This window comes from Grimontia hollisae CIP 101886, from assembly GCF_000176515.1.
Taxonomy (GTDB): Bacteria; Pseudomonadota; Gammaproteobacteria; order Enterobacterales; family Vibrionaceae; genus Enterovibrio; species Enterovibrio hollisae.
This window is the reverse complement of record NZ_ADAQ01000013.1, coordinates 178,751-205,675: the sequence shown is the minus strand read 5'-3', so window position 1 is coordinate 205,675 and position 26,925 is coordinate 178,751. Positions and strand designations below refer to the sequence as shown.

Here is a 26,925-nt window from a genome sequence, read left to right as displayed (position 1 = left end):
ACCTTCCTATTTGCCTGGCGTTTATTTCTCGTTTTGGCGAAAAAATTCAGGCATCTAGCATCAATAATTTAATGAAAGCAAAACCCACATATAAGAAGTGAATGGTTTCGAAATTAAACAGAATGGGGTTAACACTCCAATCAGGAATAATTTCCAATTGAATAAGAAACATTTATACCTCTGTCATATCACTCAAAATCATTTTTAAAACACCAGGAAATTAACCCTATCCATATGATATTAATAATATTTATTGTGATGATAAGTTTTTCTCTCTCATCTCACACGAAATGATTTTTAAGACATATCAACAAGCTAAGAAATAATTATCCTTGGTATAAGAACTTCCAATTTCACTTTAATTAAAAAATAACAACACTGGAGGAAAACCAACGGTGAAATGTTTACATTCATTCGATGGTGATTTATCAACAGCAGCAAATAAGGAAATTGGGTTATGGCAAAGAGTTATCAGGCAGGTGTTAAGGCGTATAGGGATACGTACTGGATGCCCGAATATATTCCTAAAGACACAGATTTATTAGCATGTTTTAAAATTGAGCCCCAGCCCGGCGTACCACGGGAAGAGGCTGCGGCGGCAGTGGCGGCAGAATCATCCACAGGGACATGGACAACAGTCTGGACCGACCTGTTGACAGATCTGGATTATTACAAAGGTCGCGCCTATGCCATTGAAGATGTGCCCGGTGATGATACGGCATTTTACGCGTTTGTTGCTTACCCCATCGATCTGTTCGAAGAAGGCTCTGTGGTCAACGTGTTAACTTCTCTGGTTGGTAACGTTTTTGGTTTCAAAGCCATTCGTGCTCTGCGTCTTGAAGACGTTCGCTTCCCTATTGCTTACGTCATAACCTGTGGCGGTCCACCAAACGGTATTCAGGTTGAACGTGACAAGCTGAACAAATATGGTCGCGCACTTTTGGGTTGTACCATCAAGCCCAAACTTGGACTGTCAGCCAAAAACTACGGTCGGGCTTGCTATGAAGGGCTTCGTGGCGGCCTGGACTTCACTAAAGACGATGAGAATGTTAACTCACAGCCATTTATGCGCTGGCGGGATCGTTTTGAATATGTTGCAGAAGCTGTTCACCGTGCAGAACGCGAAACTGGTGAAAAGAAAGGCCACTACCTGAATGTAACAGCGCCTACACCGGAAGAAATGTACCGCCGTGCGGAGTTCGCTAAAGAGCTCGACATGCCAATCATTATGCATGACTTCCTGACTGCGGGCTTTACCGCCAACACTGGGCTGGCGAATTGGTGTCGCCAAAATGGCATGTTGCTGCATATCCACCGCGCAATGCACGCCGTTCTTGACAGGAATCCACGACACGGGATTCACTTCCGCGTGCTCTCTAAGTGCCTACGTCTGTCTGGCGGCGATCACCTCCACTCTGGTACCGTCGTTGGCAAACTGGAAGGCGATCGCGAAGCCACGCTGGGTTGGATTGACATCATGCGCGATCGTTTTATCAAGGAAGATCGCTCCCGCGGCATTTTCTTCGATCAGGACTTTGGTGCCATGCCAGGCGTGTTACCCGTTGCCTCAGGCGGTATCCATGTATGGCATATGCCTGCGCTGGTGTCGATCTTTGGCGATGACGCTGTGTTCCAGTTTGGGGGCGGTACGCTTGGCCACCCTTGGGGCAATGCGGCAGGCGCTGCAGCAAACCGTGTCGCACTGGAAGCCTGTACCCAGGCTCGCAATGAAGGACGGGTTCTTGAACGCGAAGGCAAAGATGTTCTTACTCAGGCTGCGAAACACAGCCCTGAATTAAAAGCAGCCATGGAAACGTGGAAAGAGATCAAATTTGAGTTCGACACCGTTGACAAGCTTGATGTTGTCCACGCCTAACCTGCCCATTGATAAATAAAGGAGATACCCAATGAGTGAAGTCATGGATTATGCATCACGCCTGACTGACCCACACAGCAGGAAGTTCGAAACCTTTTCGTACCTGCCCCGGATGACAGCGGATCAAATTCGCCGTCAGGTTGAATTTATTGTCAGCAAAGGCTGGAACCCCGCGATTGAACACACCGAGCCCGATGAAGCGGGCGGCGCTTATTGGTATATGTGGAAATTGCCTATGTTCGGTGAAACCAATGTCGATCACATCCTTAATGAGGCTCAGCTTTGCCATAACCTGAATCCTAATCACCATGTGCGATTGGTCGGTTATGACAATGATAAACAGAGTCAGGGAGCATCAATGGTTATCTACCGTGCGCCCGGATTCGAATAGTCTCAACCTATCCGCGTTGGCGGATAGACCGGTTCGATAGGGCCTTGGCTGGGAATAATTTAAGTCCTGTTGTTCCCAGCCCTTTTTCTGTTTTCTCAAGACTTGGCATTCACTGGAAAGAAAATGACAGGGAGAAACACATGAGCCAGGCTATCAAGAGCTTGCCCGTACACAGCCAGTATTTAATCGAAAATGAACCCTACTACCGGGAAACGGGTGACGAAATTTCATTATATAAAGCGGCCTATGATTCCCGCATACCCATGATGCTCAAAGGTCCGACAGGCTGCGGGAAAACCCGTTTTATTGAGCATATGGCGTGGCGATTAGGGAAACCGCTGATCACCATTTCCTGCCACGAAGACATGACGGCATCAGATCTTATTGGGCGTTATCTGTTAAACGCAGAAGGCACCTATTGGCAAGATGGACCACTGACTAGTGCAGCAAGAATCGGTGCCATTTGTTACCTTGATGAAGTGGTCGAAGCCAGGCAGGACACCACCGTCGCCATCCACTCCCTTACCGATTACCGCCGGACGTTGTCGCTCGAAAAGAAAGGCGAATTACTGTCCGCACACGAAGATTTTCAACTGGTGATCTCCTACAACCCCGGTTACCAGACCCTGATGAAAGATTTAAAGACATCCACCAAACAGCGTTTTGCTGCTCTTGAATTTAGCTACCCGGATGAAGAGGCCGAAATTGCCATTGTTTGTCATGAAACTGGCATCGATGAAGGCACTGCCGGGCGTTTGATTCAAATCGCGCACCATGCACGTAATCTGGTTGGACACGGCTTGAACGAAGGTATTTCTACCCGCTTGCTGGTCTACACGGCACAACTGATGAATAAAGGCATTCCCCCCGTCGCCGCCTGCCATATGGCGTTGGTACGTCCATTAAGTGATGATGCAGACATCCGTGAAACCTTGGAAGCCACCGTGCAAGGCTGTTTCTGATTGAAGCGATGAATACCGGAGGAAAGCATGGAGAGCCAACGGAAGGCAAAGGCTGAAAATATTGAAGGTCTGTTAGCGTCACGAACGGAAACGCTGCAATGCGCCTTTCAGGCTGGATTGCGAGAAACCGAGAGTTTGGGCTCTGCTAAAGAATTGGATGCTTTTCTTAATGCTGCCACCTGTTTTTGTTCATCAAAACAGCCAGATGAGGTTATCACTGCGTTTTTTATTTCTGTGCCTAAAGTAGTTAAAAATAATTGTGACAACGTCACCATAGAAATTAAAGAAAGTATTGATACACTTTCAAAGTGGCTTGGTGTTGAACGGTTAACGCAGTTTCTCAACGTGCTTCCTCAAGTTTCAGCACGTCTATGCAGTCGCGAGGCCCTTATTATTTATCTCAAACTGGTCAACCAACTGACCCAAACTGCACCACGCTGCCTGAAGGTTTTCTTACTGAGATCTCCCCATCTTTTGACGACGCTTCCTATATTAGGTCTTCGACACTGGGCGATGATCGGCGCACACTCACATGCACACCAGATTGATGCATTGAATAACTATTTCACCCTTCAATCCCCGGAAAGTCAGAGCATTTTTCAGCGCCAGCGAAAAGGCACCCTGTTTGTCGATGTGCAAAGGCATCTGCATTTCTATCTTCGTGCAATCTGGGGACGCGATTTTTTTCTTCGCCCCATGATCAGCAATGCTGCTGAGGACATTGAAGAACATGAAGCAACCGCATCCCCTTGCCCAACTCTCAGTGGTGGCATCATTGCGCTCCCTGATGCATTAGAATCACCCGACGACAATCCTGTGCTTTCGGCTAAAAACCTTTACCGGGCAAGCGCTGCACATGCCGTTTCCCACTTAATGTATAGCCGTCCCAGAGTGAAATCCGAACACTCAAGCCTCCAGCAACACTGTGTTGAATTGCTGGAGGATGCCCGGGTCGAGGCACTCGCCATTCACCACTTTCCAGGCTTACGCCAATTGTGGTTGCCCTTTCACCTGGCTAACGCCAACGGCAAACAAGAATCAGGGCTTTCTCTTGGTCTGCTAACAGGAAACATTGAAGATGCAGCCACACCATTCCATCCCATTATCAATGCATTCAACCAATTGATTACGTTGGATAATCCTTTAGAGCAACAACAGGAATTGGACAAGCTGAGTGGTCGATTGGCGGAGATATTGCAACACGCTGAAGGCGCTGAACCACTCATCTACCGTGATGACAACGCTTGCCTCTGGCATGAAAGCACCGACGCGTTTTATCCATGGCCACTTCTTTCTGAGCCTCAGGTAAAACGTACAGTGAATGTCATGGAGATGGTCAACGAAATCGACAATGAACTCGCCGATGATAATGCGCAGGAAATTTGGGTATTGGAATCCGAATTCTTCCGTGATGGCGATCCGGAAAATGTGTCCATGAATGAGCTTGAGGGTAAACAGCAGGTTTCTTCTCCGTTCTACTATCCCGAGTGGGACTATAGTGCCGGCCAAATCCGGCCGTCATGGGTAACGCTCACCGAGCGGTCGATAAAAAAAGGCACATCAGACGCCATAGATGCCTTGCTTGACAGCAAGCAGGCACAAACCCGCAAAATCAGAACTATCGTTGAAGCCCTGCAACCCAAAGGATTGCAGAGGCTAAGAAAGCAATTTGAAGGTGACGAACTGGATCTGGATGCAGCGATTGAAGCGATAAAGGAAATCCGGCGCGGTGCACTTCCGGATATGAACATTGATCAACGCCTGATCCGTCGGGAGCGGGACTTGGCCGTGCTGGTGTTGCTGGATCTTTCCCAATCGACCATGGAAGCTCTGCCTGACGCTAACAACGACAGCACAGTGCTGGAAATTGCAAAGGAAGCGACGGTGATGTTAGCAAATGCAATTAATGACATTGGCGATCCCTTTGCTATCCATGGCTTTTATTCTAACGGGCGAAATGATGTCCGCTACCAACGCTTCAAGGATTTTGAACAAGCTTATGATGACGACGTGAAAGCCAAACTGGCAGGCATGACGGGCAGTCTTTCAACAAGGATGGGGTCAGCGTTGCGACATGCAAAAACATTTTTGGCACAACAACCTCAGCAAAAAAAACTATTGTTATTGATCAGTGATGGTGAACCTTCTGACATCGACTGTCTGGACCCGCTCTATCTTCAGGCAGATACCAAGCATGCGGTTGATGACGCGCTGGCAATGGGTATTACGCCTTTTTGCCTAACTATCGATACGGAAGCCGACCACTATATTGGTCAGATGTTTGGCTCGGGTCATTATTCAATACTTGATAACGCAAGTCGTTTACCTGATGTACTGCCCAGTCTGTTTGCCAGCATTACAAGGGCTGCATATTGACGTAGTGTGTTAGGGTCAGTCGCAGCTTATACAAGGAGTGTTGTTATGCATCTGACGCTAAGACAATTAAATATCTTTCAGGCCGTTGCCACACATCTGAGTTTCACACGCGCCGCTGCCGAGCTGCACCTCACTCAGCCTGCTGTCTCGATGCAAATTAAACAGCTCGAAGACAACATAGGCTTGCCTTTGTTTGAACACTTGGGAAAAGTGTTGTTTCTGACACATGCTGGCGAAGAGTTACTGGGGTATTGCGAACGGATTTCTGAACAACTCCGGGAGGCAGAAGACGCGTTTGACAAAATGAAGTCACTGAAAACAGGGAAATTGAAAGTGACGGTAGCCAGCACAGCCAATTATTTTGCGGCCCGGTTGCTGGCAGCGTTTTCCCAGCAGCACCCTGATGTCAGAATCAGTTTAAACGTCACTAACCGTGAGCAACTACTGAAAGATATCAAAAGCAATGACTGCGATTTAGTGATCATGGGTAAACCTCCTGCTGAATTTGATGTTCAAGCAACAGAATTTATGGAAAACCCTTTGGTAGTGATTGCCCCCGTGAATCATCCCCTTAGCCGTCAACGAAACATTCCGCTGTCCGATATTGCCAAAGAGCCCATGGTGGTCAGGGAAAAAGGGTCAGGCACCCGCTTTGCCATTGAACGTTTCTTTCACAGCCAAGGGTACGAATTGAATGTCTCGGCAGAAATGAGTGCAAGCGAAGCGATAAAACAAGCTGTCTCTGCAGGGTTGAGTTTGGGGATTGTCTCAAGCCATACTATTGCGCTTGAACTGGAAGCCAACCGTCTGGTGGTATTGGATGTTGAGAAAATGCCAATCATTCGGCATTGGTACCTCGTCCACCGGAGTGATAAGTCACTGTCACCTATCGCCCTCGCCTTTAGTCACTATCTCTTAAAACAGAAAAGTGAAGAGGTATCTTTGGCGTCGCGGCCCATAAAAGTATGATAGCGTTCTGCGTTTTTATTTCACGCAATGAAAACGACAAATGCGACCGTTCTATTTTACGTGACGTTGTAACGTTTTTTTGAGTACAACAGCACGTATCGGTTTGGTCACGAAGTCATCCATGCCTGCGTCAAGACAGCGTTTCTTATCTTCACTCATCGCATTGGCGGTCAGTGCGATGATGGGTAACTGATACCCTTCTTCACGAAGTTGCTTTGTGGCATCAATACCACAAAGCACGGGCATCGACATATCCATTAAGATCACGTCAAATTGGACATGTGATCCATGGAAGAGGTCAATCGCTTCTTTTCCGTTGTTAGCAACAACAACATAGTGCCCCGCCTTTTCAAGCATCAACTTCACCACCATTTGGTTTGCTTTGCTGTCTTCAGCAACCAGGATATTCAGTGAACGAAGGTCATGGCCGTCAATGCAGTCTGTTTTCACTTGCTCACTTTGCGGAGGCTCAGTAAGGGGGATGTCGATAAAGAACGTGGTACCGACGCCAGGCTTGCTCTCGAAATCTATGCTGCCATTCATCATGGAAACCAGTTTTTTACAGATAGAGAGTCCCAGACCGGTGCCGCCATATTGCCGGGTAATGCTACCGTCAGCTTGGGTAAAAGGTTGAAAAATATCCTTTCTACGTTCGGCATTGATGCCAATACCTGTGTCACTCACTGAAATTTTCAGTCTGTTATTAACAGCACTCATCGCCACGTCTACCCTGCCTTCTTCTGTAAACTTGACGGCGTTACCAACCAAATTTAACAAAATTTGAGTAAAACGGTTCCCATCCTGGTAAATGTTATCCGGTACATTATCGGCGATATCCATCTCCAGCTTTATCGCCTTATGCGAGGAAGTTTCCCGAAGTTGGTTAAACACGATAGTGACACTGTCACGTATATTAACAAGTTCAGGATGAAGAGAGAAACGTTCGGATTCAATACGTGATAAATCAAAGACATCATTAATAATGGTCAACAACAATTGCGCTGATTTATCCATCTGAGAAACCCAGGCAACCTGTTCATCATCCAGAAGAGATTGCTGTAGCGCATCAAGCAGCCCCATAACAGCATTAAGTGGCGTTCTAATTTCATGACTCATCATCGCGAGGAATTGCGATTTAGCCGCATTAGCCGATTCCGCTTGTTGTCTTGCCTGCTGTAACTCATGGACCCGATGTTTACGGCCCGTAATGTCTTTTGCAGTCCCTCGGAAACCCATGCAATTTCCGCGTTTGTCGTAATAAGGTCTTCCTGACAAACTGATCCACTGTTCTTTTCCTCCATAAAAAACGTGCCATTCAACTTCTGAGAAAGGTTGTTCCAAATGAATGAGTTCGAGCAGTTTATGTTTCACCTCCGGTTGGCGATTAAGTTGATTCATGATCGCTTGAGGTTCAGTAGAAAGTGATTCGTTGGAGGGGGATGACAAATAGGTAAATTGCAGGTTGTTATCGATTTCCCAGAACCAGTCACCCGCCGTCTTTGCAAAGTCCCGGAAACGTTGACGGCTGGCAGTCAGTTCCTGAGTTTTTGCTGCCACCAGACACTGCAGCCTTTCCCGGTAATCAATATCAATAATCGTACGTTCAATCAACGGCCGGAAACGTTCAATAACGTGTTGCGCTTTGGTATCAAATCCCCCTTTCCTGGATGCAAAAAGAATCAAAATGGATTCGCTGTCATTGACTGTCATGCCGGTGATCAGCGCAGAGCGGCACAAATCAACATTTGTGTCCAGCAATAAGGAAAATTCTTTGACTCGTTCGGGTGCATAAAGGATCACGGTCTGGCCATTGACACAGCGTGAAAACATGCCGCTGTCCTTCCAAAGGAAGCCTTCAACATGTGGCGAAGTCGATACCAAACAGGAATAGGAACCTTCTGTCTCTTTATTACGGGTGAGTACCAAGGCGTTTTCAAACGAAACATACCGTTCAATAACTTTTAGCAGAGTATTAAACAATTCAAGTTTATTGCTAGCACCAGACATAGCGGATATTGCCGAGAGGATCGCCCGGTTCTCGTCTTTGAATTTCTGCTCTCTCTCTTCAACGCGGCTCAGTTCGAACAGCGTTTCCTGCAACTTCTCTGAGACTGCGCCTGTCATAGCTCATCCTTGTGAAACAAAACGGCGGATATCATCAAATTTCCGTGGGCAATTTCCCCGCCAAGAAACAGCCCTTGTTCACCAAAGGTAAACGGGCAAATAAAAGGAGCATGGTGCATGGATGAGCGCATATTTGCAGCGACACTGTGCAAGGAGCCGCGGACATGCAACATACAACCAGCGCAATAAATCGCCAAACCACCTATCGGCTCGCACGGATTTTTGTCGTGATCATTGGCTGAATAAACCACCCTTCCTGCACGCGATACCAACATGTCAGTTGTCCCAGACATAAAGTGCACAATGTCACCTTCTTGAAGGTTACAAAACATCTGAATACCGCCTTCCCGGGACACCGAAGCAGGATGCGACAATGTGTAATAAGGCATACCGTGCACTTCACCGGTTTGACGCCCAAGGGGAAACAGGGTCGATTGTTCAAAAAGCGTATCGGGGTTGATAGGGGCACCATTCGCTTCACGATACCATTTAGCGTAAACATCAAACGCGGGTTGGTCGTCGAGCGCAACAAGGATCCGCCCGTCAACTTTCGTCGCAATGGCATTTGGACCCATTGGCGCATACCCGTTATGAAAAGAATAACTGACTCTCGCCGAAGGAAAGAAAACCGCCATAGCAATCCCGTTGACAGTCACACGATCATTATCAAGTAATGACCATTTTCCACTGACACCATCATCTGCTGCGGATCCGCCAATGATGGGAATATTTACGCCTAGTTCGTCCCTGATTGCCTGTAAAATGGTTTCCTCGCACCCGGGCGTGGCATGCAATGTTACCAGTGCCGGTAGCTCGCCAGACCGGCCACTGCTATCGATGGCTCGACGAAGAACATGCTTGGCAGATTCGAATATATTCTCTCCCTGCTTTAGTTCACACAATGCAGCTCCATACGCACCTTGTGGATCGTCAACTGCCCAAACAGCCAGTGAGTGACCTCCGACAAATCCTTTATCTGTCATTGTACCCCGACAAGAAGAACATCCAATCACGCAGGTATTCGGGAAATGATGGTTGATCGCTTTGCGAATGCTTTCTGCATCTTGCGTCTCGGTATAATAAAGCAGCATCAAAGAAGGGGCAGAAAGATTTCTGAAGATCTCGTCAGCAACGGCTTGAATAGCCTGGACAGGATTGTGGTCGGAGGATGAAGATGTCGCAATTCTCATTTATACATACACAGCAGGTTGCGGCAATACATCCAATAATAGTCCTCACGCTTCGACAAACTCCAGTTTTTACCGTGATTCTTTTCGCTTAATCACTGAATTCTCTATTAATAGACGATAGGATCGATAATATTGATCAAATAAACCACCAGCATGTGCAATGGACAGCCAACTTTATATCGTTATCAATGCGAATATCCAATTAGGACAGACAATTAGCAAACAACTGGCGCAAAAAGGAAACACCGTCGTCTATCTTGGAAATGATGAGCAAGAAGGGTATGCCATTACTGCGGATGAACCGCGCGTCCGCTACCGGTATTGCCCTACCAATGACCGCATTGCTATCGCAAACGAATTCGACTGGATAAAGCGCAATGTCGCCCCTATTGATAGTATTGTGGTTCTGGTTCCTGAGATGAGCATCCAACACGTTGAGATGCCGCTGGAAGAAAGCTACTTTGCTTCTCTTTTGGACTGTAGCAACGGGCACGTTGCCGAGCTACCCCTTACTTATTTGATTGCACCATCCGCCACCACCGATTCAGACGAATCACTCAAAGCACTGCACTTGACATTATGCCAGCTATCCCATCAGAAAAAGGACCGAATGACAGGGATGAAAGTCAACCACATTGTCATCACAAACAAACCACACCCCCACCAAGCATGCTCAAGTATCGACAATGATGTGTCAGATCTTATCCACTATCTCTCTTCTCAACAGGCAAATGCTATTCGCCATCAGATCTTTTTTTTGCAAGTTCAATAAAATAATACACAGGAAAAAAGCAGCCTCTGGCTGCTTTAATGCAAGATTTGACGACTTGGTGACCATTTAAATCTCTAAGTAAGCAAATGTTAGCGCAATTCACCACAATATTAATTCTTGATTATTAATTTCTATTTGATCATGATCAATGTTTAATATCATTTTCTGCGATAGTGCACTATTAACATCATTTTCTAAAGCATAAAAATACGCCTCTTTTTCACCCTCCAATGCATCAAATTTCTGGAAAGAAATCACCCTTTCCGGTTTGGAAAGCACGGAAAGTGACTGAGGTTCTCGTGCCGTTTTCACAACCAAAAATTGCAACCCATTTTTTTGATCTTCAAGTTTTATATCAACAGTATCGCCATGCACTGTAACGCTGCAACTGCCTGCCACCAGCAGGCATTCTTGCTTATTTTTTTCATCAGAATGTTCCAGTGTCCTCCAAATAAATGCCGTTATCAGCACTGTCATAACGATTAATATTTGTATTAAGCGACCCGTGGTTAATTTTTCTGCTGCCATGTGAATTTTGCTTTTCCCGTGTTACAGAGTTCAAAGTTTTAGTAGAAATGTTACCCAAGGGTAAACCGAGTGTGGATTGGACCCTGTATTTAGCTAAATAAGTGAAGTATTATCTCCGGTGAAAATGCCATTTTTACAATGAAATAGCAATGGAATGCATCAAGTGGGTATAAATCAATCACTAATCGCACTGCATTGCTTCTGGGGTGGCATTGTGACGTAACCGTCACTATGTAATACGTGAGTGTAGTAATCAAAAAGTGGAAGCATGCAATATGAGCCAAGAAAAGCAGCTTGAACTGGAATACAACTACCGCGTTGTCCGTCAATTTACCCTGGTAACCATCCTGTGGGGAATTGTGGGCATGGGTGTTGGTGTTCTCATTGCCGCTCAGTTGGTATGGCCTGCGCTTAACTTCGATATTCCTTACCTGACATACAGCCGTCTGCGTCCATTGCATACCAATGCAGTGATTTTCGCATTCGGAACCAGTGCTCTGTTTGCAACGTCTTATTATGTTGTTCAGCGCACCTGTCAGACAAGATTGTTCGGGGGTAAGCTGGCTGAATTTACCTTTTGGGGTTGGCAAGCCATCATTCTGGCTGCAGCAATTACGCTGCCGTTAGGATATACAACCAGTAAAGAATACGCAGAGCTTGAATGGCCGATCGATATCGCTATCGCGGTAGTTTGGGTCGCTTATGCCGTCGTATTTTTTGGAACCATGATTAAACGAAGAACCTCGCACATTTATGTTGCAAACTGGTTTTTCGGTGCCTTTATTATCACCGTTGCTGTCTTACATATCGTGAACAGCATGGCTGTACCAGTCTCAGCGATGAAGTCGTACTCAATTTATCCTGGTGCCATTGATGCAATGGTCCAGTGGTGGTACGGTCACAATGCCGTAGGCTTCCTTTTGACTGCAGGCTTCCTGGGAATGATGTATTACTTCGTCCCTAAACAAGCTGGTCGTCCGGTTTACTCCTATCGCCTTTCCATTGTTCACTTCTGGGCGCTGATTTCTCTTTATATCTGGGCAGGTCCTCATCACCTTCACTACACAGCCCTACCCGATTGGACTCAATCTTTGGGTATGGTGATGTCAGTCATCTTGTTTGCACCATCCTGGGGTGGCATGATCAACGGAATCATGACCTTGTCTGGCGCATGGCATAAACTGCGCTACGACCCGATTCTCCGGTTCCTGATTGTTTCTCTGTCCTTCTACGGTATGTCAACCTTCGAAGGCCCGATGATGGCTATTAAGACGGTTAACGCACTCTCTCACTATACTGACTGGACAATCGGTCACGTGCACTCCGGTGCGTTGGGCTGGGTTGCAATGGTTTCAATCGGTGCAGTGTACCATCTGGTACCTAAGCTGTTTGGCCAAGAGCGTATGTACTCTATCAGCCTGATCAATGTTCACTTCTGGCTCGCTACCGTTGGTACCGTTTTGTATATCGTTGCAATGTGGATTTCCGGTGTTATGCAAGGCCTGATGTGGCGCGCAGTAAACACAGACGGTACGCTGACCTACAGCTTTGTAGAGTCTCTTGAAGCGTCTTATCCGTTTTACTTCGTTCGTTTCGTTGGTGGTGCTATCTATCTGTCAGGCATGATCTTGATGGCGTACAACGCATACAAGACAATCACTGCGCCTAAAGCCAGCCTGAAAGCCATCGAGCAACCCGCATAAGGAGACCAACGAATGAGTTCTAGCCGTCACGAAATTGTTGAAAAGAACGTTGGTCTTTTCGCTATCCTCACGGTCATTGCGATCAGCTTCGGTGCGCTTGTAGAAATCACACCGCTGCTGTTCCAAAAGCAAACGACCGAGCCTGTTGATAACTTGCGCCCTTATACCGCGCTGGAAATGGAAGGCCGCGACATTTACATTCGCGAAGGATGTAGCGTTTGTCACAGCCAAATGATCCGCCCATTCCGTGCAGAAACCGAGCGTTACGGTCACTACTCTGTGGCTGGTGAAAGTGTTTGGGAGCATCCTTTCCTTTGGGGTTCCAAGCGTACAGGACCAGATTTGGCACGCGTTGGTGGCCGTTACTCTGACGAGTGGCACCGCGTTCACCTTGTCGATCCCCGTGCGGTTGTGCCTGAGTCAAACATGCCAGGTTTCCCTTGGTTGGAAAAGAATGTTCTGACGGGCGACAAAACAGCTGACAAACTGACTGTTTTCCGCGATATGTTCGGTGTGCCATATACCGATGAACAGATTGCAAACGCGAAAGCAGACGTTGAAGGTAAGACCGAGATGGAAGCCATCATCGCTTACCTGCAGTCACTCGGCCACGCGATGAAGTAAGGAGTACTTATGGCATCTTTTCATGCCTTATGGACGCTAATGATTTTCATCTGCTTCATCGTGATTGTGCTTTGGGCCTATAGCAGTCGCCGTAAAAAGGAATTCGACGAAGCTGCTAACCTCGTCTTTGCTGACGAGGAGAAAGGCGATAAAAAGACAGGAGAAGATAACAAATGACTACGTTTTGGAGTCTATTTATCACTGTCATTACCATTGGTACGCTAATCGGCTGTGCTGCACTGATTATTTGGTGTAGCAAAGACCTGAAAGGCGTTGCTGATGGTGAAGATATGGGTCACGAATACGATGGTATCCGTGAACTGAATAACCCATTGCCTAAGTGGTGGTCGTACATGTTCTGGGCGACCATTGTCTTCGGTGTCGTGTACTTCGTGTTGTATCCAGGCTTAGGAAACTGGCAAGGCATTTTCAACTGGCAGAGCTCTGCTCAGGCAATTAAAAACCTTGATGAATCCCGTCAGGAGCTGGCAAGCCGTGACGGAATTGACCAATACGCACGTGAATTGACCACGGCAAATGCTGTTTTCGGCGAAACTTACCGTAAGCTTGCGTACCACCCCGGCTCAGATGAATTGTTGGAAATCACTGACATTGCCAAGAATCCTGAGGCAGTTAAAGTGGGCCAACGCCTGTTCATCCAAAATTGTGCCCAGTGCCATGGCTCTGATGCGCGAGGTCAATCAGGTTTTCCTAACCTGACTGATAAAGCGTGGTTGTATGGTGGTGAACCGGAAACCATTAAAGCGACGATCCTTCAGGGACGTGTCGGTAACATGCCAGCATGGATTGATTCGCTGGGTGAAGATGGTGTGAAAGAAGTTGCGGCTTATGCATTGAGTCTGTCTGGACGTAAAGTGAACGCTGAAGAGGCCGCGAAAGGGAAAAACCGCTTCGTTGTTTGCGCCGCGTGTCACGGTACTGACGGTAAAGGTAACCCAGCATTTGGTGCACCGGATTTGACTGACAATGTATGGCTGTTTGGCGGTTCACGTAAAGCCGTTGAAGACACCATCCGTTACGGTCGACAAGGCGTCATGCCAGCTTGGAAAGACATTTTGGACGAAGATAAAATCCAGCTTCTCTCTGCATATGTCTGGCAACTGAGTAATACACAAAATTAATAAGTAAAAATAGCGTTTGTTAAGCCCCTGTTTTTAGGGGCTTTTTCCCAAGAAATAAGTACTTACAGGAAAGCAATATGAATAAGCCATGGTATAAGCAGTTTTGGCCTTGGTTCCTGATTGCCCTTCCAGGCAGTGTCGTCGTTGCAAGTCTTTTCACCGTGACTCTCTTTAGTAAAAATCAGGTATCACTCGTTGCGGAAGACTATTACAAAGCAGGCAAGGGAATAAACATTGATATTTCCCGTTTAAAGAAAGCCGATGAGCTTTCCATCTCCGCTTTCCTGTCAGCACAAAATGACACCGCAATCTTTACGTTGGATAAAGGCGATCTTGATACCTTTCCGACCCTTAAAGTCACTTTCCAGCACCGCACACTGGCAGATAAAGACATTGAAACGATGCTCAATGCCGACGCTTCAGGCCGCTACCGTTTAACACTCGCTGAGCCATTAACTGGCCCTTGGTATGTTGAATTGAATGCATTTGATGGAACCTGGGCCTTAAATGGCCGTGCAAATTTCCCATCAGAAGCCCCCATTAAGCTTTATGGCCAGAGCAAGGAATGACCAAAGATTGTTACCATTGTGGAGAACCGGTCTTAACTGGTGACTCTTATAAAGTCGATATTCAGGGCATCACCCGTATTATGTGTTGCCCTGGTTGTGAAGCGGTCGCAACCACTATCGTAGCCAATGGACTCTCCTCTTACTACGAATACCGCACTGCCCCAGCAGAGAAAGCCAATCTTGTACCCGAAGAGCTACAGTCACTTTCCCTTTATGACAATGAAGACGTTCAACAGGAATTTGTTCGTCATGAGGATGGCATTGACGAAGTCGTACTCTCTGTCGATGGTGTTTCCTGTGCAGCTTGTGCCTGGCTTATCGAGAAGCAGCTAAGTGCCCAACATGGTGTCTCCCGCATTCGCGTTAACACAACGACTAACCGTGCTACGTTGCGCTGGGATCCTTCCGTCACCAAGCTCAGCACCCTGTTAAATAAAATCCATGCCCTTGGCTACAAGGCAGCGCCTTTCGAGGCTGATAATCAGGAAGCGCAATATCACCATACGATGAAACAATACCTCTATAAATTAGGGATTGCGGGTCTGGCAACCATGCAGGTGATGATGCTGGCGGTTGCCATGTATTTTGAAGTATTTGGAGACATGGATGAATCTTTCCGTAATTACTTTCGTTGGGTCAGCCTGATATTCGCCACCCCGGTTCTGCTTTATTCGGCGATGCCTTTTTACATCAATGCATGGCGAAACCTGAAAGCCAGGACTCTGGGTATGGATGTCCCTGTTTCTATTGCGTTGTTGTTTGCATATTTCGCCAGCTTGTATGCGACAGTAACCGGTGAGGGAGAAGTGTTCTTTGAATCCATTGCTATGTTTACCTTCTTCCTGTTGGTCGGGCGCTTCCTGGAAATGCGGGCACGCAGGACTGCGGCAGCTGCAAGTGCAAACCTGCTTAAACTGATCCCAAGGCTGGCTACGCTTGCTTCGGGCGAACAAATCCCGGCAAAATCGCTGACTACAGGTCATCAGGTTCGTGTATTACCGGGTGAGCCTTTCCCAGCAGATGGCATCATTCTGGCGGGTATTACGACGGTCGATGAATCCATGTTGACCGGAGAATCAATGCCCGAGTCCCGCCAGACCGGCGATACAGTGTACGCAGGTACCATGAATATTGATGGCAACGTCAATGTAAAAGTGACTGCAGAGAAAAAAGATTCCCTCATCGCCCACATTGTTCAACTTCAGGATGCCGCCCAACTTGCCAAACCCCGGGTGGCCGAAATCGCTGACATTGTCGCGCGTTACTTCGTCGCTGCGATTCTGGCTATTTCTGCCTGTACCTGGTTGTATTGGCAAACAGAACGTCCAGACGACGCATTCTGGATCATGTTGTCCGTTTTGGTGGCAACCTGTCCGTGTGCCCTTTCTTTGGCAACCCCAACGGCACTGACCTGCTCAACATCCACATTCGGAAAGCTGGGAATTTTGCTCCGCCGTGGTCATGTTTTCGAAACGCTGACAAAAATCAACCGGGTTATTATCGATAAAACCGGCACGCTGACAGAAGGCAATATATCTATTGCTGAAACCCGCTTGTATTCTGATGTTGATGAGATAAATGCAAAAGGCATTGCATCAGCGCTTGAATCGTATGCCAACCACCCCATTGCTGAAGCCTTCAAAGCATACAGTGCGATAGAAGGTGTCGAAGCAGTGGAAAATGTCATCGGTGAAGGTCTAAAGGGGCATTTTAATGGCAGTGACTGGCGCATTGGTAAACCTGATTTTGCATTAGCCACCCCCTGCGATACTGGAGACAGCCTGCACCAAGTTTGGTTGTCACGTGATGGTAAACCTGTCGCATCGTTTCAATTGGTCGATCCGATCCGGGCCTCAAGCCAGACATTGATTGATAAATTCCACGAGGCAGGCATTCATGTCACGATGCTCACTGGCGACAATTCAACAACAGCCAAGATGGTTGCAGACAAATTAGGTATTGATGAACTTGTGGCAGGTATCTCCCCACAAGGCAAACTTGAATACCTCAATAGACTGCCAGAAGATCAAATCACCATGATGATTGGCGATGGCGTCAACGATGCGCCTGTTTTGGCTGGAGCGCACCTTTCCGTAGCAATGGGTAGCGGCACTGATGTGGCAAAAGCATCTGCCGATATGGTGTTGTTGGGTGATGATTTGACAAAGCTTCTGGATGCACGAAAACTCGCGTCGTTTACGCAAAAAATCATCCGCCAGAATCTTGCATGGGCATTAGGTTATAACCTCATCATATTGCCATTAGCCGTTATGGGCTTTGTTGCCCCTTATGTCGCCGTCGCTGGAATGTCAGGAAGCTCTGTGATTGTGGTGACAAATTCACTTCGCTTATTTAACAATGACCTTATCGCGAAACTGAAGAGCGAATAACACGATGGAAAGTCTCTACATTCTCATCCCTATTGCCATTGTATTGGTCTGCGTAGCGGTTGGGGCTTTTATTTGGGCCGTGAAGTCTGAACAATTTGAAGACCTTGAAAGACAAGGCATGAATATCCTACTCGATGATGACGAGCCTTCAGCCCAACACCATAAAGGCGACAAGGACAATAACGACAATCCGGATAATACATAATGCCAGTAACAGATTTACTCGCTGCCTTTACTGTTGGCCTTCTGGGTGCAGGCCACTGTCTGGGAATGTGTGGTGGCGTTGCAGCGGCAGTTTCGATAGGGACGCCACACGCACAAAGTAAGCTCCCTTTTCTTCTCTTTTATAATGGTGGCCGCCTGTTTTCTTATGGCTTAATTGGCAGTATTGCAGGTGGTTTGGTTTCAGGCATTGTGAGTGTTACTGAAATCACCCAACACTTGCTGTGGCTACGGCTTGCTGCCGCCATCATGATGATATTGCTGGCACTTTATATCGCAAGGATCTGGAATGGCTTAGCTTACGTTGAGCGCATGGGTCAGGTGTTATGGCGGAAATTATCCCCCCTTTCGTCAACGTTACTTCCCTTGAAATCTCCGATCGCAGCATTGCCATTCGGCATGCTTTGGGGATGGCTGCCTTGCGGTTTGGTCTATTCTGCGTTGAGCTGGGCGGCCGTGGCAGGTAATGCCGTTCATGGTTTATTGATCATGATCGCATTTGGCTTAGGCACCCTGCCCGCCATGCTTTTGGTGGGTTCTGCCGCTGAAGCGATGAAAGCGCTTCTTAACAACATGGTTATCAGGAGAGTCTCATCAATAATGCTTCTGGTGTATGGCGTTTTTACCGTTCACTCTGTATACAATCAGTTGTAGTAAGTCTCGCTTTCTCTTGCGAAAATGGTAAAATATTGACTCAAATCAATTTGGCTAAGCAGGCTCATGATTCAAGACAAAATTCCTACTAAACGTGTCCAATCTGGCGGTTGCGCAATCCATTGTCAAGATTGTAGCATCAGTCAGCTTTGTATTCCTTTTACGTTAAGCGAGAGTGAGCTGAATCAGCTTGACCAAATTATTGAGCGTAAAAAACCCATCCAAAAAGGTCAGCCTTTGTTTCAAGCTGGCGACCAACTCCGTTCACTGTATGCCATTCGCTCAGGCACGATAAAAAGCTACACCATCACCGAGCAAGGCGATGAGCAAATCACAGCCTTCCACCTGGCGGGGGATTTAGTTGGTTTTGATGCTATCAACCATATGTCCCATCCAAGCTTTGCCCAAGCACTTGAAACTTCAATGGTTTGTGAGATCCCATTCGAAATTCTCGACGATCTTTCTGGCAAAATGCCGAAGTTACGCCAGCAAATCATGCGTTTGATGAGCAATGAGATAAAAGGCGATCAGGAAATGATCCTGTTGCTGTCGAAAAAGAATGCCGAAGAACGTTTGGCCGCTTTCCTGCATAGCCTCTCTACCCGTTTTTCTGCGCGTGGTTTTTCACCCAAAGAATTTCGCCTGACCATGACCCGTGGCGATATTGGCAACTACCTAGGCTTGACGGTTGAAACGATCAGTCGTTTGCTCGGTCGCTTCCAAAAAAGCGGGATGCTCAGCGTGAAAGGAAAATACATCACTATCCTTGATCATGATGAACTGAGCAGGCTGGCAGGTGTCTCTAAATAAGGCTTTTTGTTCAAACGCAGATAAGATAAACAGATGGCGCTTTACGCGCCATTTCTCTTTTTTGGACATTATCTATCTACATTTATCGCAATATTCGGTCACAATGAGTTAAGTTTAAGTATCGGCATCCCCAAGCTGGAGGTTGTTATGAGTAAATATACTAACTTACTTGTCGCCATCGATCCCGAGCATGAAGAACAGCCAGCCCTATCCCGTGCGGTGGATATCGCCCGGAAATCTTCTGTACCGGTGAAGATCACACTTTTCCTCGCCATCTATGACTTTTCTTATGAAATGACCTCAATGCTCTCTCCTGATGAGCGCCAGGCAATGCGTAGCGGTGTACTCAAACAACGCGAAGAATGGCTTGATTCCATCCTTTTGCAACACACACACGAGAACCTGGATGCAGTAAAACACTTGGTTTGGCATAACCGCCCTTATGAAAGCATGATTGCCAAAGTTTTTGATGGCAAGCATGACCTTCTGATAAAAGCGACCCATCAACACGACAAACTTGGCTCGCTGATATTCACTCCCACTGACTGGCACCTGCTACGAAAATGTCCTTGTCCTGTCTTGCTGGTGAAAGAGCACAGTTGGCCTGATAACGGAAAAATCCTCACTGCAGTCAATGTGTCATCAGAGAATGAAGCACATGCTCCCCTCAATGATAAACTCATCGATGAAGCTAAAGCGATGGGCCAACTGCTGTCAGCTGAAGTGAATCTGGTTAACGCCTACCCTGCCACACCGGTCAATGTCACTATTGAGTTGCCCGAGTTTGATCCTGCCTCATACACAGATGCCGTTCGTGGTCATCACCTGCTTCAAATGAAAGCGTTGAGACAAAAACATGGTATTGATGAAGCACAAACGTTTTGTCACGAAGGCTTGCCAGAAGATGTCATCCCGGCCGTTGCCAAAGCACTGGATGCCGAACTGGTGATCCTGGGGACGACGGGACGTATCGGCCTATCAGCCATTTTCATTGGTAACACAGCGGAACATACCATCGATCAGCTGAACTGTGACGTATTGGCTATCAAACCTGACGGCTATGTCAGTCCATTAGCCCCAAATCTGAATGTAGACTAACCTACAGAATAGGCTCTAAAACGCCGCCAAGGCGCTTTAGAGCCTTAAGCGGTAACACAGTAACCGCGAATTTCCCCTGTGCTCTGGTATCCTGCCGCGAAATCCGTATCATACGCGCCTAACCTTCGCATCGAGAAGCGATGTACCAAGATACTTGTCATTGGCTGGCTTGGTTGCGTAGAGAAATTTCAGAGGTAACATGTCGAATCAAGAACTCACAAAAGCACAGAAATACAATCTGAACAAGTTGCAAAAACGCATTCGTCGCAATGTAGGCCAAGCTATCGCAGACTTCAACATGATTGAAGATGGCGACCGCATTATGGTCTGCCTGAGCGGGGGTAAAGACAGCTATACCATGCTGGAAATCCTTCAAAGCCTGCAAAAGAGTGCGCCAATTTCTTTTGAGCTGGTTGCCGTGAACTTGGATCAGAAACAGCCGGGTTTCCCAGAACACGTGCTGCCTGAGTATCTTGAAAGTCTGGGTGTCGAATACAAAATTGTTGAAGAAGACACCTACTCGATTGTTAAAGACAAGATCCCAGAAGGCAAAACCACTTGCTCCCTGTGTTCTCGTCTGCGCCGTGGTATTTTGTATCGCACGGCAAAAGAGCTGGGAGCAACCAAGATTGCGCTTGGCCACCACCGTGATGACATGTTGGAAACCCTGTTCCTTAACATGTTCTATGGTGGCAAAATGAAGGGTATGCCACCTAAATTGGTGTCAGACAACGGTGAACATGTTGTGATCCGCCCACTGGCATACTGCCGGGAAAAAGACATCGAACGCTATGCAGAAGCTGCTGCATTTCCTATCATCCCTTGCAACCTGTGTGGCTCGCAACCGAACCTTCAACGGCAGGTGATCAAAGAAATGCTGCGAGACTGGGATAAACGTTACCCAGGCCGTATCGAAACCATGTTCCGTGCAATGCAAAACGTAGTGCCTTCGCATCTGGCAGACTTTGAGTTGTTCGACTTTAAGAGCATCAATCAGGGATCCGGTGTCATCAACGGCGGTGATACTGCCTTCGATCGGGAACAATTTACTGATACCCAGATATCAGATGACGATGTGGTAGAGTTTGACCCGTCACTGAAACTAGATGTTGTTCAAGTAAATTAAGCGCCCATAGAACATGGGAAAGCCCGCTGCCACTGAGCGGGCTTTTTGCTATTTAAGGTTTGGACCTTAACGTTGTGGAATCCAAGGGGTGACTTTGAGTGGTGCCTGAGGGAAGAAAATACGTTCTCCCCCTTTCAATTCACTGGCCCGGATCACGGCAATATTGCCGTCTACATCAATGATTCGCCCTTCTGACGTTTTCAGTGCTGATTGCGGCTCTCTAAAATGCACCATCACACCCCCTACTTCTGGCATAAACCAAGAAGCAAACATTCCGCCAAGATCCTGCATCATGACTGTCATTTGCGGCACAAGCGTATTGACATCACTATCTGTCATTTCTTGCGTGAAAGGCTTTTTAGCCAATACCTGAAAAGAAATATCACACGTTGTGTCCCCTTCTGTTTCAATAAACACATCAGGGTTTACCTTACGAAGGTGATTATCAATGGGTAAAGGCAGTTCTTGAGATGCAGGAATATCAAATTCCTCGTAATGTTCTTCCTTAGTCATCCATGCTTTGGTGATGTTGCAGGTCTCTCCATTTTGAGGTGAGACCATGAAATAACCAATCTTTACGTCTGAGTGATTTTCGCTGTAATTATGCTTAAGTTGCGAAAACAGCTTGCTGTAGCTGAACTGAACCTGCGCCGCAGCGACAGGTGATGAAATTACAGTTGCCAGAACAGCAACCGTAAGTCCTCTAATCATCCTTGGCTCCAATATTTTTCGTTGTAGCGAATCATGCTCTGCACTTCATCGACATAAGCCTGACCGCGCTCAGAATAGCTTTTCAATCCGCTAGCCAATGCAACGCCGGAAATCGGTTTACCCTCATTTCTGAGTTCAGCGCGAATGTCACGCAACTGGGCATACGCTCGATTACGGTTGACGTTAAGGAAATATGCTCGGATTGATTGATAAGTATCTTTGAACACAGCCACTTCATGGCTTTTCCCCTGCGAACGTGTGCTTGGTACTATGCCGCAACCCGGAGTGTAACACCACTGCCCAAAGTAGTTGTTTCCTTCACGGGCAAAGCGTGATGTCCCCCACCCAGATTCTTTGGCTGCCTGGGTTAACACAAGGTCCACAGGGATAATATCAACCCGCTTAAGGGCTTCTTGATACCACGTCTTATCGACACCTGTTTCAGGCAATGGCAGATTGAAGAGCTCTGCAATCCATAACAGGAATGCCTCATCATCTTTGGTTGGTGTTTTGCCTTTTTCCAGTTCAATCAACCGACCACGGGCACTTTCAATCAGTCCGTTAATATAGTTAATGCCAGGCTTCATAAAAGCCACGAACGCCTTCTTCTTTTCATCAACACGCGTATAAGAACCAAAATCAGGCTTCTCAACCATAGGGGGTGGACTGTCTACAGTGATAGGCGTTTGCGGTGCATCGCTACAAGCAGAAATAAATAGAGCCGAAGCTAATACAACATAGGAAAGCTTCATTTATGCGTTAAAAACCTCTTGATCACCTCCGCCGGAAGCAGAATCATCATCCCTTTCCTGCGACACGGTCACTTCAATACCAACACCGAACATTTCCCGGTAAAGCACCCCCTTCACATTGAACATAAACGGCAATGCCCACACCAGCGCCAACCCTGCTGTTGCATACGAAAAGACAAACAAGGCGGCAATGACGATGTAAACCATTGTCAATGTTATCATTTTTTTCGTGATCGCTCTAAAAGAAACAATCATTGCTTCCACCGGACGCAGACGTTTTTCGCAGATAAGGAGGATGGTCATCGAAAAAGTAATACCAAGAAAAACACCCAACAATGGAATCAACTGGCTGCTAAAGCTTTGCAGGGCACTGATAAAACTCATCGCCAATGTCACCGCAAATGCATAGGCAAAACCCTTGATAATGTGCTTGGGTTTGGTTCTAAATCCAATGGCGTGGCTCAACCCCATCAGGCTTGCGCCCGCGTAAAGTGGAGCCGTTAACACCGTTGCCACAAACACCGCGATACGTCCCGAGGCCATAAGCTCCTCAGTCATTGGGCGTTGACCAATAAATGCCTGGATCACCCCGTTGTGTGTACCCTGCATAATGATCAATGTCAGCAGGAATATCACAATATGTGCGGCAGTCAGTACAAAGGTTGCTGGCAAAAACTGCCAAAAGTGTTTCTGTGTTAATTTGACGGCTTCCTGTACCACTCTGGAAACACTGAGGGTGTAATTACCGGTAAGTGCATTCTCCAGCGTTCCACCCACATGCAATGCATTGTTCAACTGTTGTTTATTCATAGCAAAGCAACTTATGTCTTTAGCCTAAGAAATCTCCCTACTCTTAAAGTTATAGGTGATATTTTTTGAGTACGTCTCATGGTGGTGCATTTTTAGGCATCTCATTTAGGCGCTATACTACCGGACGCCCGTGCATCGTATTCTTCGACTTAACTGCCCGTCGAATTTAATGACGCACTTCACATTAATCTGATCTCGGCGCGGTTTTTCCATTTTCCTGTTCCGTGTCAATTTCAGGGCGGTTTTTTACCAATAAAACATAAAAAAACGCTTTAACTTCATGATTCGCAGATCTATCATGCGCGGTCTACTTTTTAGGGGAAGTTTTACTTAGCTAATCGCCCGTGGTGTAAGGAGTGAGAGTAGAATTGAACGCAACACAACCAATTAAAAAACCCGTTGTCCAGCTGAAAGGACTTTGTAAAAGTTTTGACGGCAAGCAGATCATCTCAAACTTTGATCTTGAAATTAACAACGGCGAGTTTTTAACAATCCTCGGTCCGTCAGGTTGTGGCAAGACCACAGTACTTCGCTTGATAGCTGGTCTTGAAGATGCAGACGATGGCCAAATTATCATCGATGGACAAGACGTGACTGCTATCCCCGCAGAACATCGTCACGTTAATACCGTATTCCAGAGTTATGCTCTGTTTCCACACATGACGGTGTTCGATAACGTTGCTTTTGGCCTGCGCATGCAGAAAGTCGCTGAAAGTGAGATCGAGCCGCGTGTTATGGAAGCCCTTCGAATGGTTCAACTGGAGAAGTTTGCGCCTCGCAAACCTCACCAATTGTCCGGCGGGCAGCAGCAACGTGTTGCCATTGCGCGTGCCGTTGTGAACAAGCCCAAAGTGCTGCTGCTTGATGAATCTCTCTCCGCGCTGGATTACAAACTGCGTAAACAAATGCAGATCGAGCTGAAACAACTCCAGCGTAAACTCGGTATCACTTTTATCTTCGTCACCCACGATCAAGAAGAAGCCTTGTCGATGTCTGACCGCATCATCGTGATGAAATCAGGTAATGTGGTTCAAGATGGTACCCCACGCGAAATTTATGAAGAGCCAGCTAATCTGTTCGTTGCGCGTTTCATTGGTGAAATCAACGTGTTTGATGCCCATGTTGTTGCACGCATCGATGAACAACGAATTACAGCCAAAATTGAAGGCCGTGAGTGTCTGGTTTACTGCAAACTGGATATTAAGCCGGGCGACCGCGTAAAAGTACTGTTGCGCCCAGAAGATCTGCGTATCGAAGAAATCGAAGCGGCAGATGCAGGTAACGGTATCATTGGCTACGTTCGCGAACGCAACTACAAAGGGATGACCTTAGACTCAGTGCTTGAGCTTGAATCGGGCATGTCAGTCATGGTCAGCGAGTTCTTCAATGAAGACGATCCAGATGTAGACCACTCACTGGATCAGAAAGTTGCGATTACCTGGGTTGAAAGCTGGGAAGTGGTACTGCCTGATGAAGAAGATTAATCTCCAAAAAGCCATTATTGGCGTGATTGTAGGTTGGTTGCTGCTGTTCGTATTCATCCCTAACCTGATGATCATTGTGACCAGTTTCCTGACCCGCGATGATGCCAACCTCATTGAGATGACCTTCACCTTGAGCAATTACGCCAAGTTGATGGATCCCCTCTATGCCAAGGTGGTTTGGCATTCTTTCTACATGGCAGCCATTGCGACTCTGCTTTGTCTGCTGATTGGCTACCCATTCGCGTACGTCATTGCTCGTATGCCGGTAAAATGGCGCCCGGTGATGCTGTTTATGGTGATTGTTCCTTTTTGGACCAACTCCCTGATCCGCACCTATGGATTAAAGATTTTCCTGGGCACCCGAGGCTTGCTCAATGAAGGTTTGCTGGCCCTGGGATTGGTAGATCAACCCTTACGTATCATGTACACCGAGTATGCGGTGATGGTTGGTCTGGTTTACATTCTGCTGCCATTTATGATTCTTCCGCTCTACTCAAGCATTGAGAAACTGGATAACAGTTACCTTGAAGCGGCAAAAGATCTGGGTGCCAGCAAGCTTCAGGCATTCATTAAAGTGATTCTCCCGCTGACAATGCCAGGTATCATTGCTGGCTGTCTTCTGGTTCTGCTGCCAGCACTGGGCATGTTCTATGTATCAGATCTGCTGGGTGGCGCGAAAAACCTGTTAATTGGTAACGTCATCAAGAGTCAGATCCTCAATGTTCGTGACTGGCCGTTTGGCTCAGCAGCGAGTATTTCCCTGACAGTATTGATGGGCTTGATGCTGTTCGCCTACTGGCGGGTCGGCAAACTAATGAACAAGAAGGTAGAGCTGGAATGAACAAATTATTCAGAACCAGCTTTATGTCGCTGGTCTACGCATTTTTGTACATCCCTATCATCATTCTTATCGTTAACTCTTTTAACGAAAGTAAGTTCGGGATGGGCTGGAAAGGTTTCACTACGAAATGGTACAGCTTACTGTTTAACAATGACAGCTTGGTGCAGGCGGCCTGGAATTCGTTAACCATTGCTGTTGTTTCTGCTACTGCGGCAGCATTTATCGGCAGTTTAACCGCCGTCGCCCTGTACCGCTATCGTTTCCGGGGCAAGGCATTCGTGAACGGTATGTTGTTTGTGGTCATGATGTCGCCTGATATCGTGATGGCAATTTCGCTGCTGGCGCTGTTCGTGTTGTTAGGTGCACAGTTGGGGTTTCTGACCCTTCTACTCTCCCACATCACGTTTTGTTTGCCTTTCGTGGTTGTTACCGTATACAGTCGGCTGAATGGTTTTGATTCCCGCATGCTGGAAGCTGCCAAAGATCTGGCTGCCAGCGAGTGGACAATCCTGACCAAAATCATCCTGCCGCTCGCCGCACCGGCGGTTGCTGCTGGCTGGCTGTTGAGTTTTACCCTGTCATTGGATGACGTTATCGTCAGCTCCTTTGTCACAGGACCAAGCTACGAAATTTTGCCGCTGAAGATCTATTCAATGGTCAAAGTGGGCGTTTCTCCAGAAGTGAATGCCTTGGCGACGTTGATGCTTATCGTCTCTCTCGTGATGGTGATCAGCTCTCAATTGCTGGCCCGCGATAAAGTACGGTAATAAAAGGGGAAGCGGTTTGCATCGCTTCCCTTTA

The 26,925-nt window shown here is 47.1% G+C and carries 26 protein-coding genes; 20 read left to right on the top strand and 6 right to left on the bottom strand.

Annotated features, from left to right (window positions below):
* Positions 1 to 457: 457 nt before the first annotated feature.
* From VHA_RS13950 to VHA_RS13930, 5 genes are all read left to right on the top strand, one after another.
* On the top strand, positions 458 to 1,876 hold the full coding sequence (locus tag VHA_RS13950; protein ID WP_040529033.1) for a form I ribulose bisphosphate carboxylase large subunit: 1,419 nt from the start codon (positions 458 to 460) through the stop codon (positions 1,874 to 1,876).
* A gap of 31 nt (positions 1,877 to 1,907) precedes the next feature.
* Positions 1,908 to 2,267 (top strand): ribulose bisphosphate carboxylase small subunit, encoded by a 360-nt coding sequence (locus tag VHA_RS13945; protein WP_005505369.1) that lies wholly within the window; start codon positions 1,908 to 1,910, stop codon positions 2,265 to 2,267.
* A 140-nt stretch (positions 2,268 to 2,407) separates the two neighbouring features.
* Complete coding sequence (locus VHA_RS13940; protein ID WP_005505367.1) at positions 2,408 to 3,229, top strand: CbbQ/NirQ/NorQ/GpvN family protein; 822 nt, start codon at positions 2,408 to 2,410, stop codon at positions 3,227 to 3,229.
* 27 nt (positions 3,230 to 3,256) lie between these two features.
* The gene (locus VHA_RS13935; RefSeq protein WP_040529031.1) at positions 3,257 to 5,605 is read left to right on the top strand and encodes a nitric oxide reductase activation protein NorD; all 2,349 of its coding nucleotides are present in this window, start codon (positions 3,257 to 3,259) and stop codon (positions 5,603 to 5,605) included.
* 45 nt (positions 5,606 to 5,650) lie between these two features.
* Positions 5,651 to 6,574, top strand: coding sequence for a LysR family transcriptional regulator (locus VHA_RS13930; RefSeq protein ID WP_005505363.1), 924 nt, complete (start codon positions 5,651 to 5,653; stop codon positions 6,572 to 6,574).
* A 51-nt stretch (positions 6,575 to 6,625) separates the two neighbouring features.
* Here the strand turns inward: VHA_RS13930 and VHA_RS13925 are convergent, their stop codons facing one another.
* Both VHA_RS13925 and VHA_RS13920 read right to left on the bottom strand, forming a co-directional pair.
* Positions 6,626 to 8,698: a PAS domain-containing sensor histidine kinase gene (locus VHA_RS13925; protein ID WP_005505361.1), complete on the bottom strand. Its 2,073-nt coding sequence runs from the start codon at positions 8,696 to 8,698 to the stop codon at positions 6,626 to 6,628.
* Positions 8,695 to 9,888 carry an FIST signal transduction protein gene (locus VHA_RS13920; RefSeq protein ID WP_005505359.1) on the bottom strand — a complete coding sequence of 398 codons (1,194 nt, stop codon included), beginning with the start codon at positions 9,886 to 9,888 and terminating at the stop codon, positions 8,695 to 8,697. Before VHA_RS13920 ends, VHA_RS13925 begins: the two co-directional genes overlap by 4 nt.
* 160 nt (positions 9,889 to 10,048) lie before the next feature.
* Between VHA_RS13920 and VHA_RS13915 the strand changes: the two genes are divergently transcribed.
* On the top strand, positions 10,049 to 10,660 hold the full coding sequence (locus tag VHA_RS13915) for a hypothetical protein (protein ID WP_005505357.1): 612 nt from the start codon (positions 10,049 to 10,051) through the stop codon (positions 10,658 to 10,660).
* Positions 10,661 to 10,759: 99 nt separating this feature from the next.
* Here the strand turns inward: VHA_RS13915 and VHA_RS13910 are convergent, their stop codons facing one another.
* Positions 10,760 to 11,188, bottom strand: a complete 429-nt coding sequence (locus VHA_RS13910) for a hypothetical protein (protein ID WP_040529027.1) — start codon at positions 11,186 to 11,188, stop codon at positions 10,760 to 10,762.
* Positions 11,189 to 11,463: 275 nt separating this feature from the next.
* Between VHA_RS13910 and ccoN the strand changes: the two genes are divergently transcribed.
* From ccoN to ttcA, 11 genes are all read left to right on the top strand, one after another.
* Positions 11,464 to 12,891, top strand: coding sequence for a cytochrome-c oxidase, cbb3-type subunit I (gene ccoN, locus VHA_RS13905; protein WP_005505355.1), 1,428 nt, complete (start codon positions 11,464 to 11,466; stop codon positions 12,889 to 12,891).
* Positions 12,892 to 12,903: 12 nt separating this feature from the next.
* Positions 12,904 to 13,515 carry a cytochrome-c oxidase, cbb3-type subunit II gene (gene ccoO / locus VHA_RS13900; protein ID WP_005505353.1) on the top strand — a complete coding sequence of 204 codons (612 nt, stop codon included), beginning with the start codon at positions 12,904 to 12,906 and terminating at the stop codon, positions 13,513 to 13,515.
* A 9-nt stretch (positions 13,516 to 13,524) separates the two neighbouring features.
* Entirely contained in the window at positions 13,525 to 13,692 is a 168-nt protein-coding gene (locus VHA_RS13895) for a CcoQ/FixQ family Cbb3-type cytochrome c oxidase assembly chaperone (protein ID WP_005505351.1), read from the top strand.
* Positions 13,689 to 14,657 (top strand): cytochrome-c oxidase, cbb3-type subunit III, encoded by a 969-nt coding sequence (ccoP, locus tag VHA_RS13890; RefSeq protein ID WP_005505349.1) that lies wholly within the window; start codon positions 13,689 to 13,691, stop codon positions 14,655 to 14,657. The genes VHA_RS13895 and ccoP overlap by 4 nt, the downstream gene beginning before the upstream one ends.
* Before the next feature lie 77 nt (positions 14,658 to 14,734).
* On the top strand, positions 14,735 to 15,226 hold the full coding sequence (locus VHA_RS13885; protein ID WP_005505347.1) for a FixH family protein: 492 nt from the start codon (positions 14,735 to 14,737) through the stop codon (positions 15,224 to 15,226).
* Entirely contained in the window at positions 15,223 to 17,616 is a 2,394-nt protein-coding gene (locus VHA_RS13880) for a heavy metal translocating P-type ATPase (RefSeq protein WP_005505345.1), read from the top strand. Before VHA_RS13885 ends, VHA_RS13880 begins: the two co-directional genes overlap by 4 nt.
* 4 nt (positions 17,617 to 17,620) lie before the next feature.
* Positions 17,621 to 17,821: a cbb3-type cytochrome oxidase assembly protein CcoS gene (gene ccoS, locus VHA_RS13875; protein WP_005505343.1), complete on the top strand. Its 201-nt coding sequence runs from the start codon at positions 17,621 to 17,623 to the stop codon at positions 17,819 to 17,821.
* The gene (locus tag VHA_RS13870; RefSeq protein WP_005505342.1) at positions 17,821 to 18,492 is read left to right on the top strand and encodes a sulfite exporter TauE/SafE family protein; all 672 of its coding nucleotides are present in this window, start codon (positions 17,821 to 17,823) and stop codon (positions 18,490 to 18,492) included. Before ccoS ends, VHA_RS13870 begins: the two co-directional genes overlap by 1 nt.
* A 66-nt stretch (positions 18,493 to 18,558) precedes the next feature.
* On the top strand, positions 18,559 to 19,302 hold the full coding sequence (gene fnr / locus VHA_RS13865) for a fumarate/nitrate reduction transcriptional regulator Fnr (RefSeq protein WP_005505339.1): 744 nt from the start codon (positions 18,559 to 18,561) through the stop codon (positions 19,300 to 19,302).
* 147 nt (positions 19,303 to 19,449) lie between these two features.
* The gene (gene uspE, locus VHA_RS13860; RefSeq protein WP_005505338.1) at positions 19,450 to 20,400 is read left to right on the top strand and encodes a universal stress protein UspE; all 951 of its coding nucleotides are present in this window, start codon (positions 19,450 to 19,452) and stop codon (positions 20,398 to 20,400) included.
* Between the two features lie 199 nt (positions 20,401 to 20,599).
* A complete protein-coding gene (ttcA, locus tag VHA_RS13855; RefSeq protein ID WP_005505337.1) occupies positions 20,600 to 21,526 on the top strand; it encodes a tRNA 2-thiocytidine(32) synthetase TtcA in 927 nt (308 codons plus the stop codon).
* Positions 21,527 to 21,592: 66 nt separating this feature from the next.
* Here the strand turns inward: ttcA and VHA_RS13850 are convergent, their stop codons facing one another.
* From VHA_RS13850 to VHA_RS13840, 3 genes are read right to left on the bottom strand one after another with little or no spacing between them, the layout of a single operon-like run.
* Positions 21,593 to 22,249 (bottom strand): DUF2987 domain-containing protein, encoded by a 657-nt coding sequence (locus tag VHA_RS13850; RefSeq protein ID WP_226926523.1) that lies wholly within the window; start codon positions 22,247 to 22,249, stop codon positions 21,593 to 21,595.
* A complete protein-coding gene (locus VHA_RS13845) occupies positions 22,234 to 22,989 on the bottom strand; it encodes a glucosaminidase domain-containing protein (RefSeq protein WP_005505333.1) in 756 nt (251 codons plus the stop codon). Before VHA_RS13845 ends, VHA_RS13850 begins: the two co-directional genes overlap by 16 nt.
* On the bottom strand, positions 22,990 to 23,799 hold the full coding sequence (locus VHA_RS13840; RefSeq protein ID WP_005505331.1) for a DUF2189 domain-containing protein: 810 nt from the start codon (positions 23,797 to 23,799) through the stop codon (positions 22,990 to 22,992).
* Between the two features lie 368 nt (positions 23,800 to 24,167).
* On the opposite strand from VHA_RS13840, the gene potA reads away from it, so the two are divergent.
* The 3 genes from potA to potC are packed head-to-tail and all read left to right on the top strand — an operon-like array spanning position 24,168 to position 26,891.
* Entirely contained in the window at positions 24,168 to 25,283 is a 1,116-nt protein-coding gene (gene potA, locus VHA_RS13835) for a spermidine/putrescine ABC transporter ATP-binding protein PotA (RefSeq protein ID WP_005505329.1), read from the top strand.
* On the top strand, positions 25,267 to 26,124 hold the full coding sequence (potB, locus tag VHA_RS13830) for a spermidine/putrescine ABC transporter permease PotB (RefSeq protein ID WP_172465033.1): 858 nt from the start codon (positions 25,267 to 25,269) through the stop codon (positions 26,122 to 26,124). Before potA ends, potB begins: the two co-directional genes overlap by 17 nt.
* A complete protein-coding gene (potC, locus tag VHA_RS13825) occupies positions 26,121 to 26,891 on the top strand; it encodes a spermidine/putrescine ABC transporter permease PotC (protein WP_005505325.1) in 771 nt (256 codons plus the stop codon). Before potB ends, potC begins: the two co-directional genes overlap by 4 nt.
* Positions 26,892 to 26,925: the final 34 nt, after the last annotated feature.

Excerpts from the sequence above, each read along its gene's own strand:
- VHA_RS13950 (WP_040529033.1), top strand. The coding sequence starts at position 458 with ATGGCAAAGAGTTATCAGGCAGGTGTTAAGGCGTATAGGGATACGTAC.
- VHA_RS13945 (WP_005505369.1), top strand. The coding sequence starts at position 1,908 with ATGAGTGAAGTCATGGATTATGCATCACGCCTGACTGACCCACACAGC.
- VHA_RS13940 (WP_005505367.1), top strand. The coding sequence starts at position 2,408 with ATGAGCCAGGCTATCAAGAGCTTGCCCGTACACAGCCAGTATTTAATC.
- VHA_RS13935 (WP_040529031.1), top strand. The coding sequence starts at position 3,257 with ATGGAGAGCCAACGGAAGGCAAAGGCTGAAAATATTGAAGGTCTGTTA.
- VHA_RS13930 (WP_005505363.1), top strand. The coding sequence starts at position 5,651 with ATGCATCTGACGCTAAGACAATTAAATATCTTTCAGGCCGTTGCCACA.
- VHA_RS13925 (WP_005505361.1), bottom strand. The coding sequence starts at position 8,698 with ATGACAGGCGCAGTCTCAGAGAAGTTGCAGGAAACGCTGTTCGAACTG.
- VHA_RS13920 (WP_005505359.1), bottom strand. The coding sequence starts at position 9,888 with ATGAGAATTGCGACATCTTCATCCTCCGACCACAATCCTGTCCAGGCT.
- VHA_RS13915 (WP_005505357.1), top strand. The coding sequence starts at position 10,049 with ATGGACAGCCAACTTTATATCGTTATCAATGCGAATATCCAATTAGGA.
- VHA_RS13910 (WP_040529027.1), bottom strand. The coding sequence starts at position 11,188 with ATGGCAGCAGAAAAATTAACCACGGGTCGCTTAATACAAATATTAATC.
- ccoN (WP_005505355.1), top strand. The coding sequence starts at position 11,464 with ATGAGCCAAGAAAAGCAGCTTGAACTGGAATACAACTACCGCGTTGTC.
- ccoO (WP_005505353.1), top strand. The coding sequence starts at position 12,904 with ATGAGTTCTAGCCGTCACGAAATTGTTGAAAAGAACGTTGGTCTTTTC.
- VHA_RS13895 (WP_005505351.1), top strand. The coding sequence starts at position 13,525 with ATGGCATCTTTTCATGCCTTATGGACGCTAATGATTTTCATCTGCTTC.
- ccoP (WP_005505349.1), top strand. The coding sequence starts at position 13,689 with ATGACTACGTTTTGGAGTCTATTTATCACTGTCATTACCATTGGTACG.
- VHA_RS13885 (WP_005505347.1), top strand. The coding sequence starts at position 14,735 with ATGAATAAGCCATGGTATAAGCAGTTTTGGCCTTGGTTCCTGATTGCC.
- VHA_RS13880 (WP_005505345.1), top strand. The coding sequence starts at position 15,223 with ATGACCAAAGATTGTTACCATTGTGGAGAACCGGTCTTAACTGGTGAC.
- ccoS (WP_005505343.1), top strand. The coding sequence starts at position 17,621 with ATGGAAAGTCTCTACATTCTCATCCCTATTGCCATTGTATTGGTCTGC.
- VHA_RS13870 (WP_005505342.1), top strand. The coding sequence starts at position 17,821 with ATGCCAGTAACAGATTTACTCGCTGCCTTTACTGTTGGCCTTCTGGGT.
- fnr (WP_005505339.1), top strand. The coding sequence starts at position 18,559 with ATGATTCAAGACAAAATTCCTACTAAACGTGTCCAATCTGGCGGTTGC.
- uspE (WP_005505338.1), top strand. The coding sequence starts at position 19,450 with ATGAGTAAATATACTAACTTACTTGTCGCCATCGATCCCGAGCATGAA.
- ttcA (WP_005505337.1), top strand. The coding sequence starts at position 20,600 with ATGTCGAATCAAGAACTCACAAAAGCACAGAAATACAATCTGAACAAG.
- VHA_RS13845 (WP_005505333.1), bottom strand. The coding sequence starts at position 22,989 with ATGAAGCTTTCCTATGTTGTATTAGCTTCGGCTCTATTTATTTCTGCT.
- VHA_RS13840 (WP_005505331.1), bottom strand. The coding sequence starts at position 23,799 with ATGAATAAACAACAGTTGAACAATGCATTGCATGTGGGTGGAACGCTG.
- potC (WP_005505325.1), top strand. The coding sequence starts at position 26,121 with ATGAACAAATTATTCAGAACCAGCTTTATGTCGCTGGTCTACGCATTT.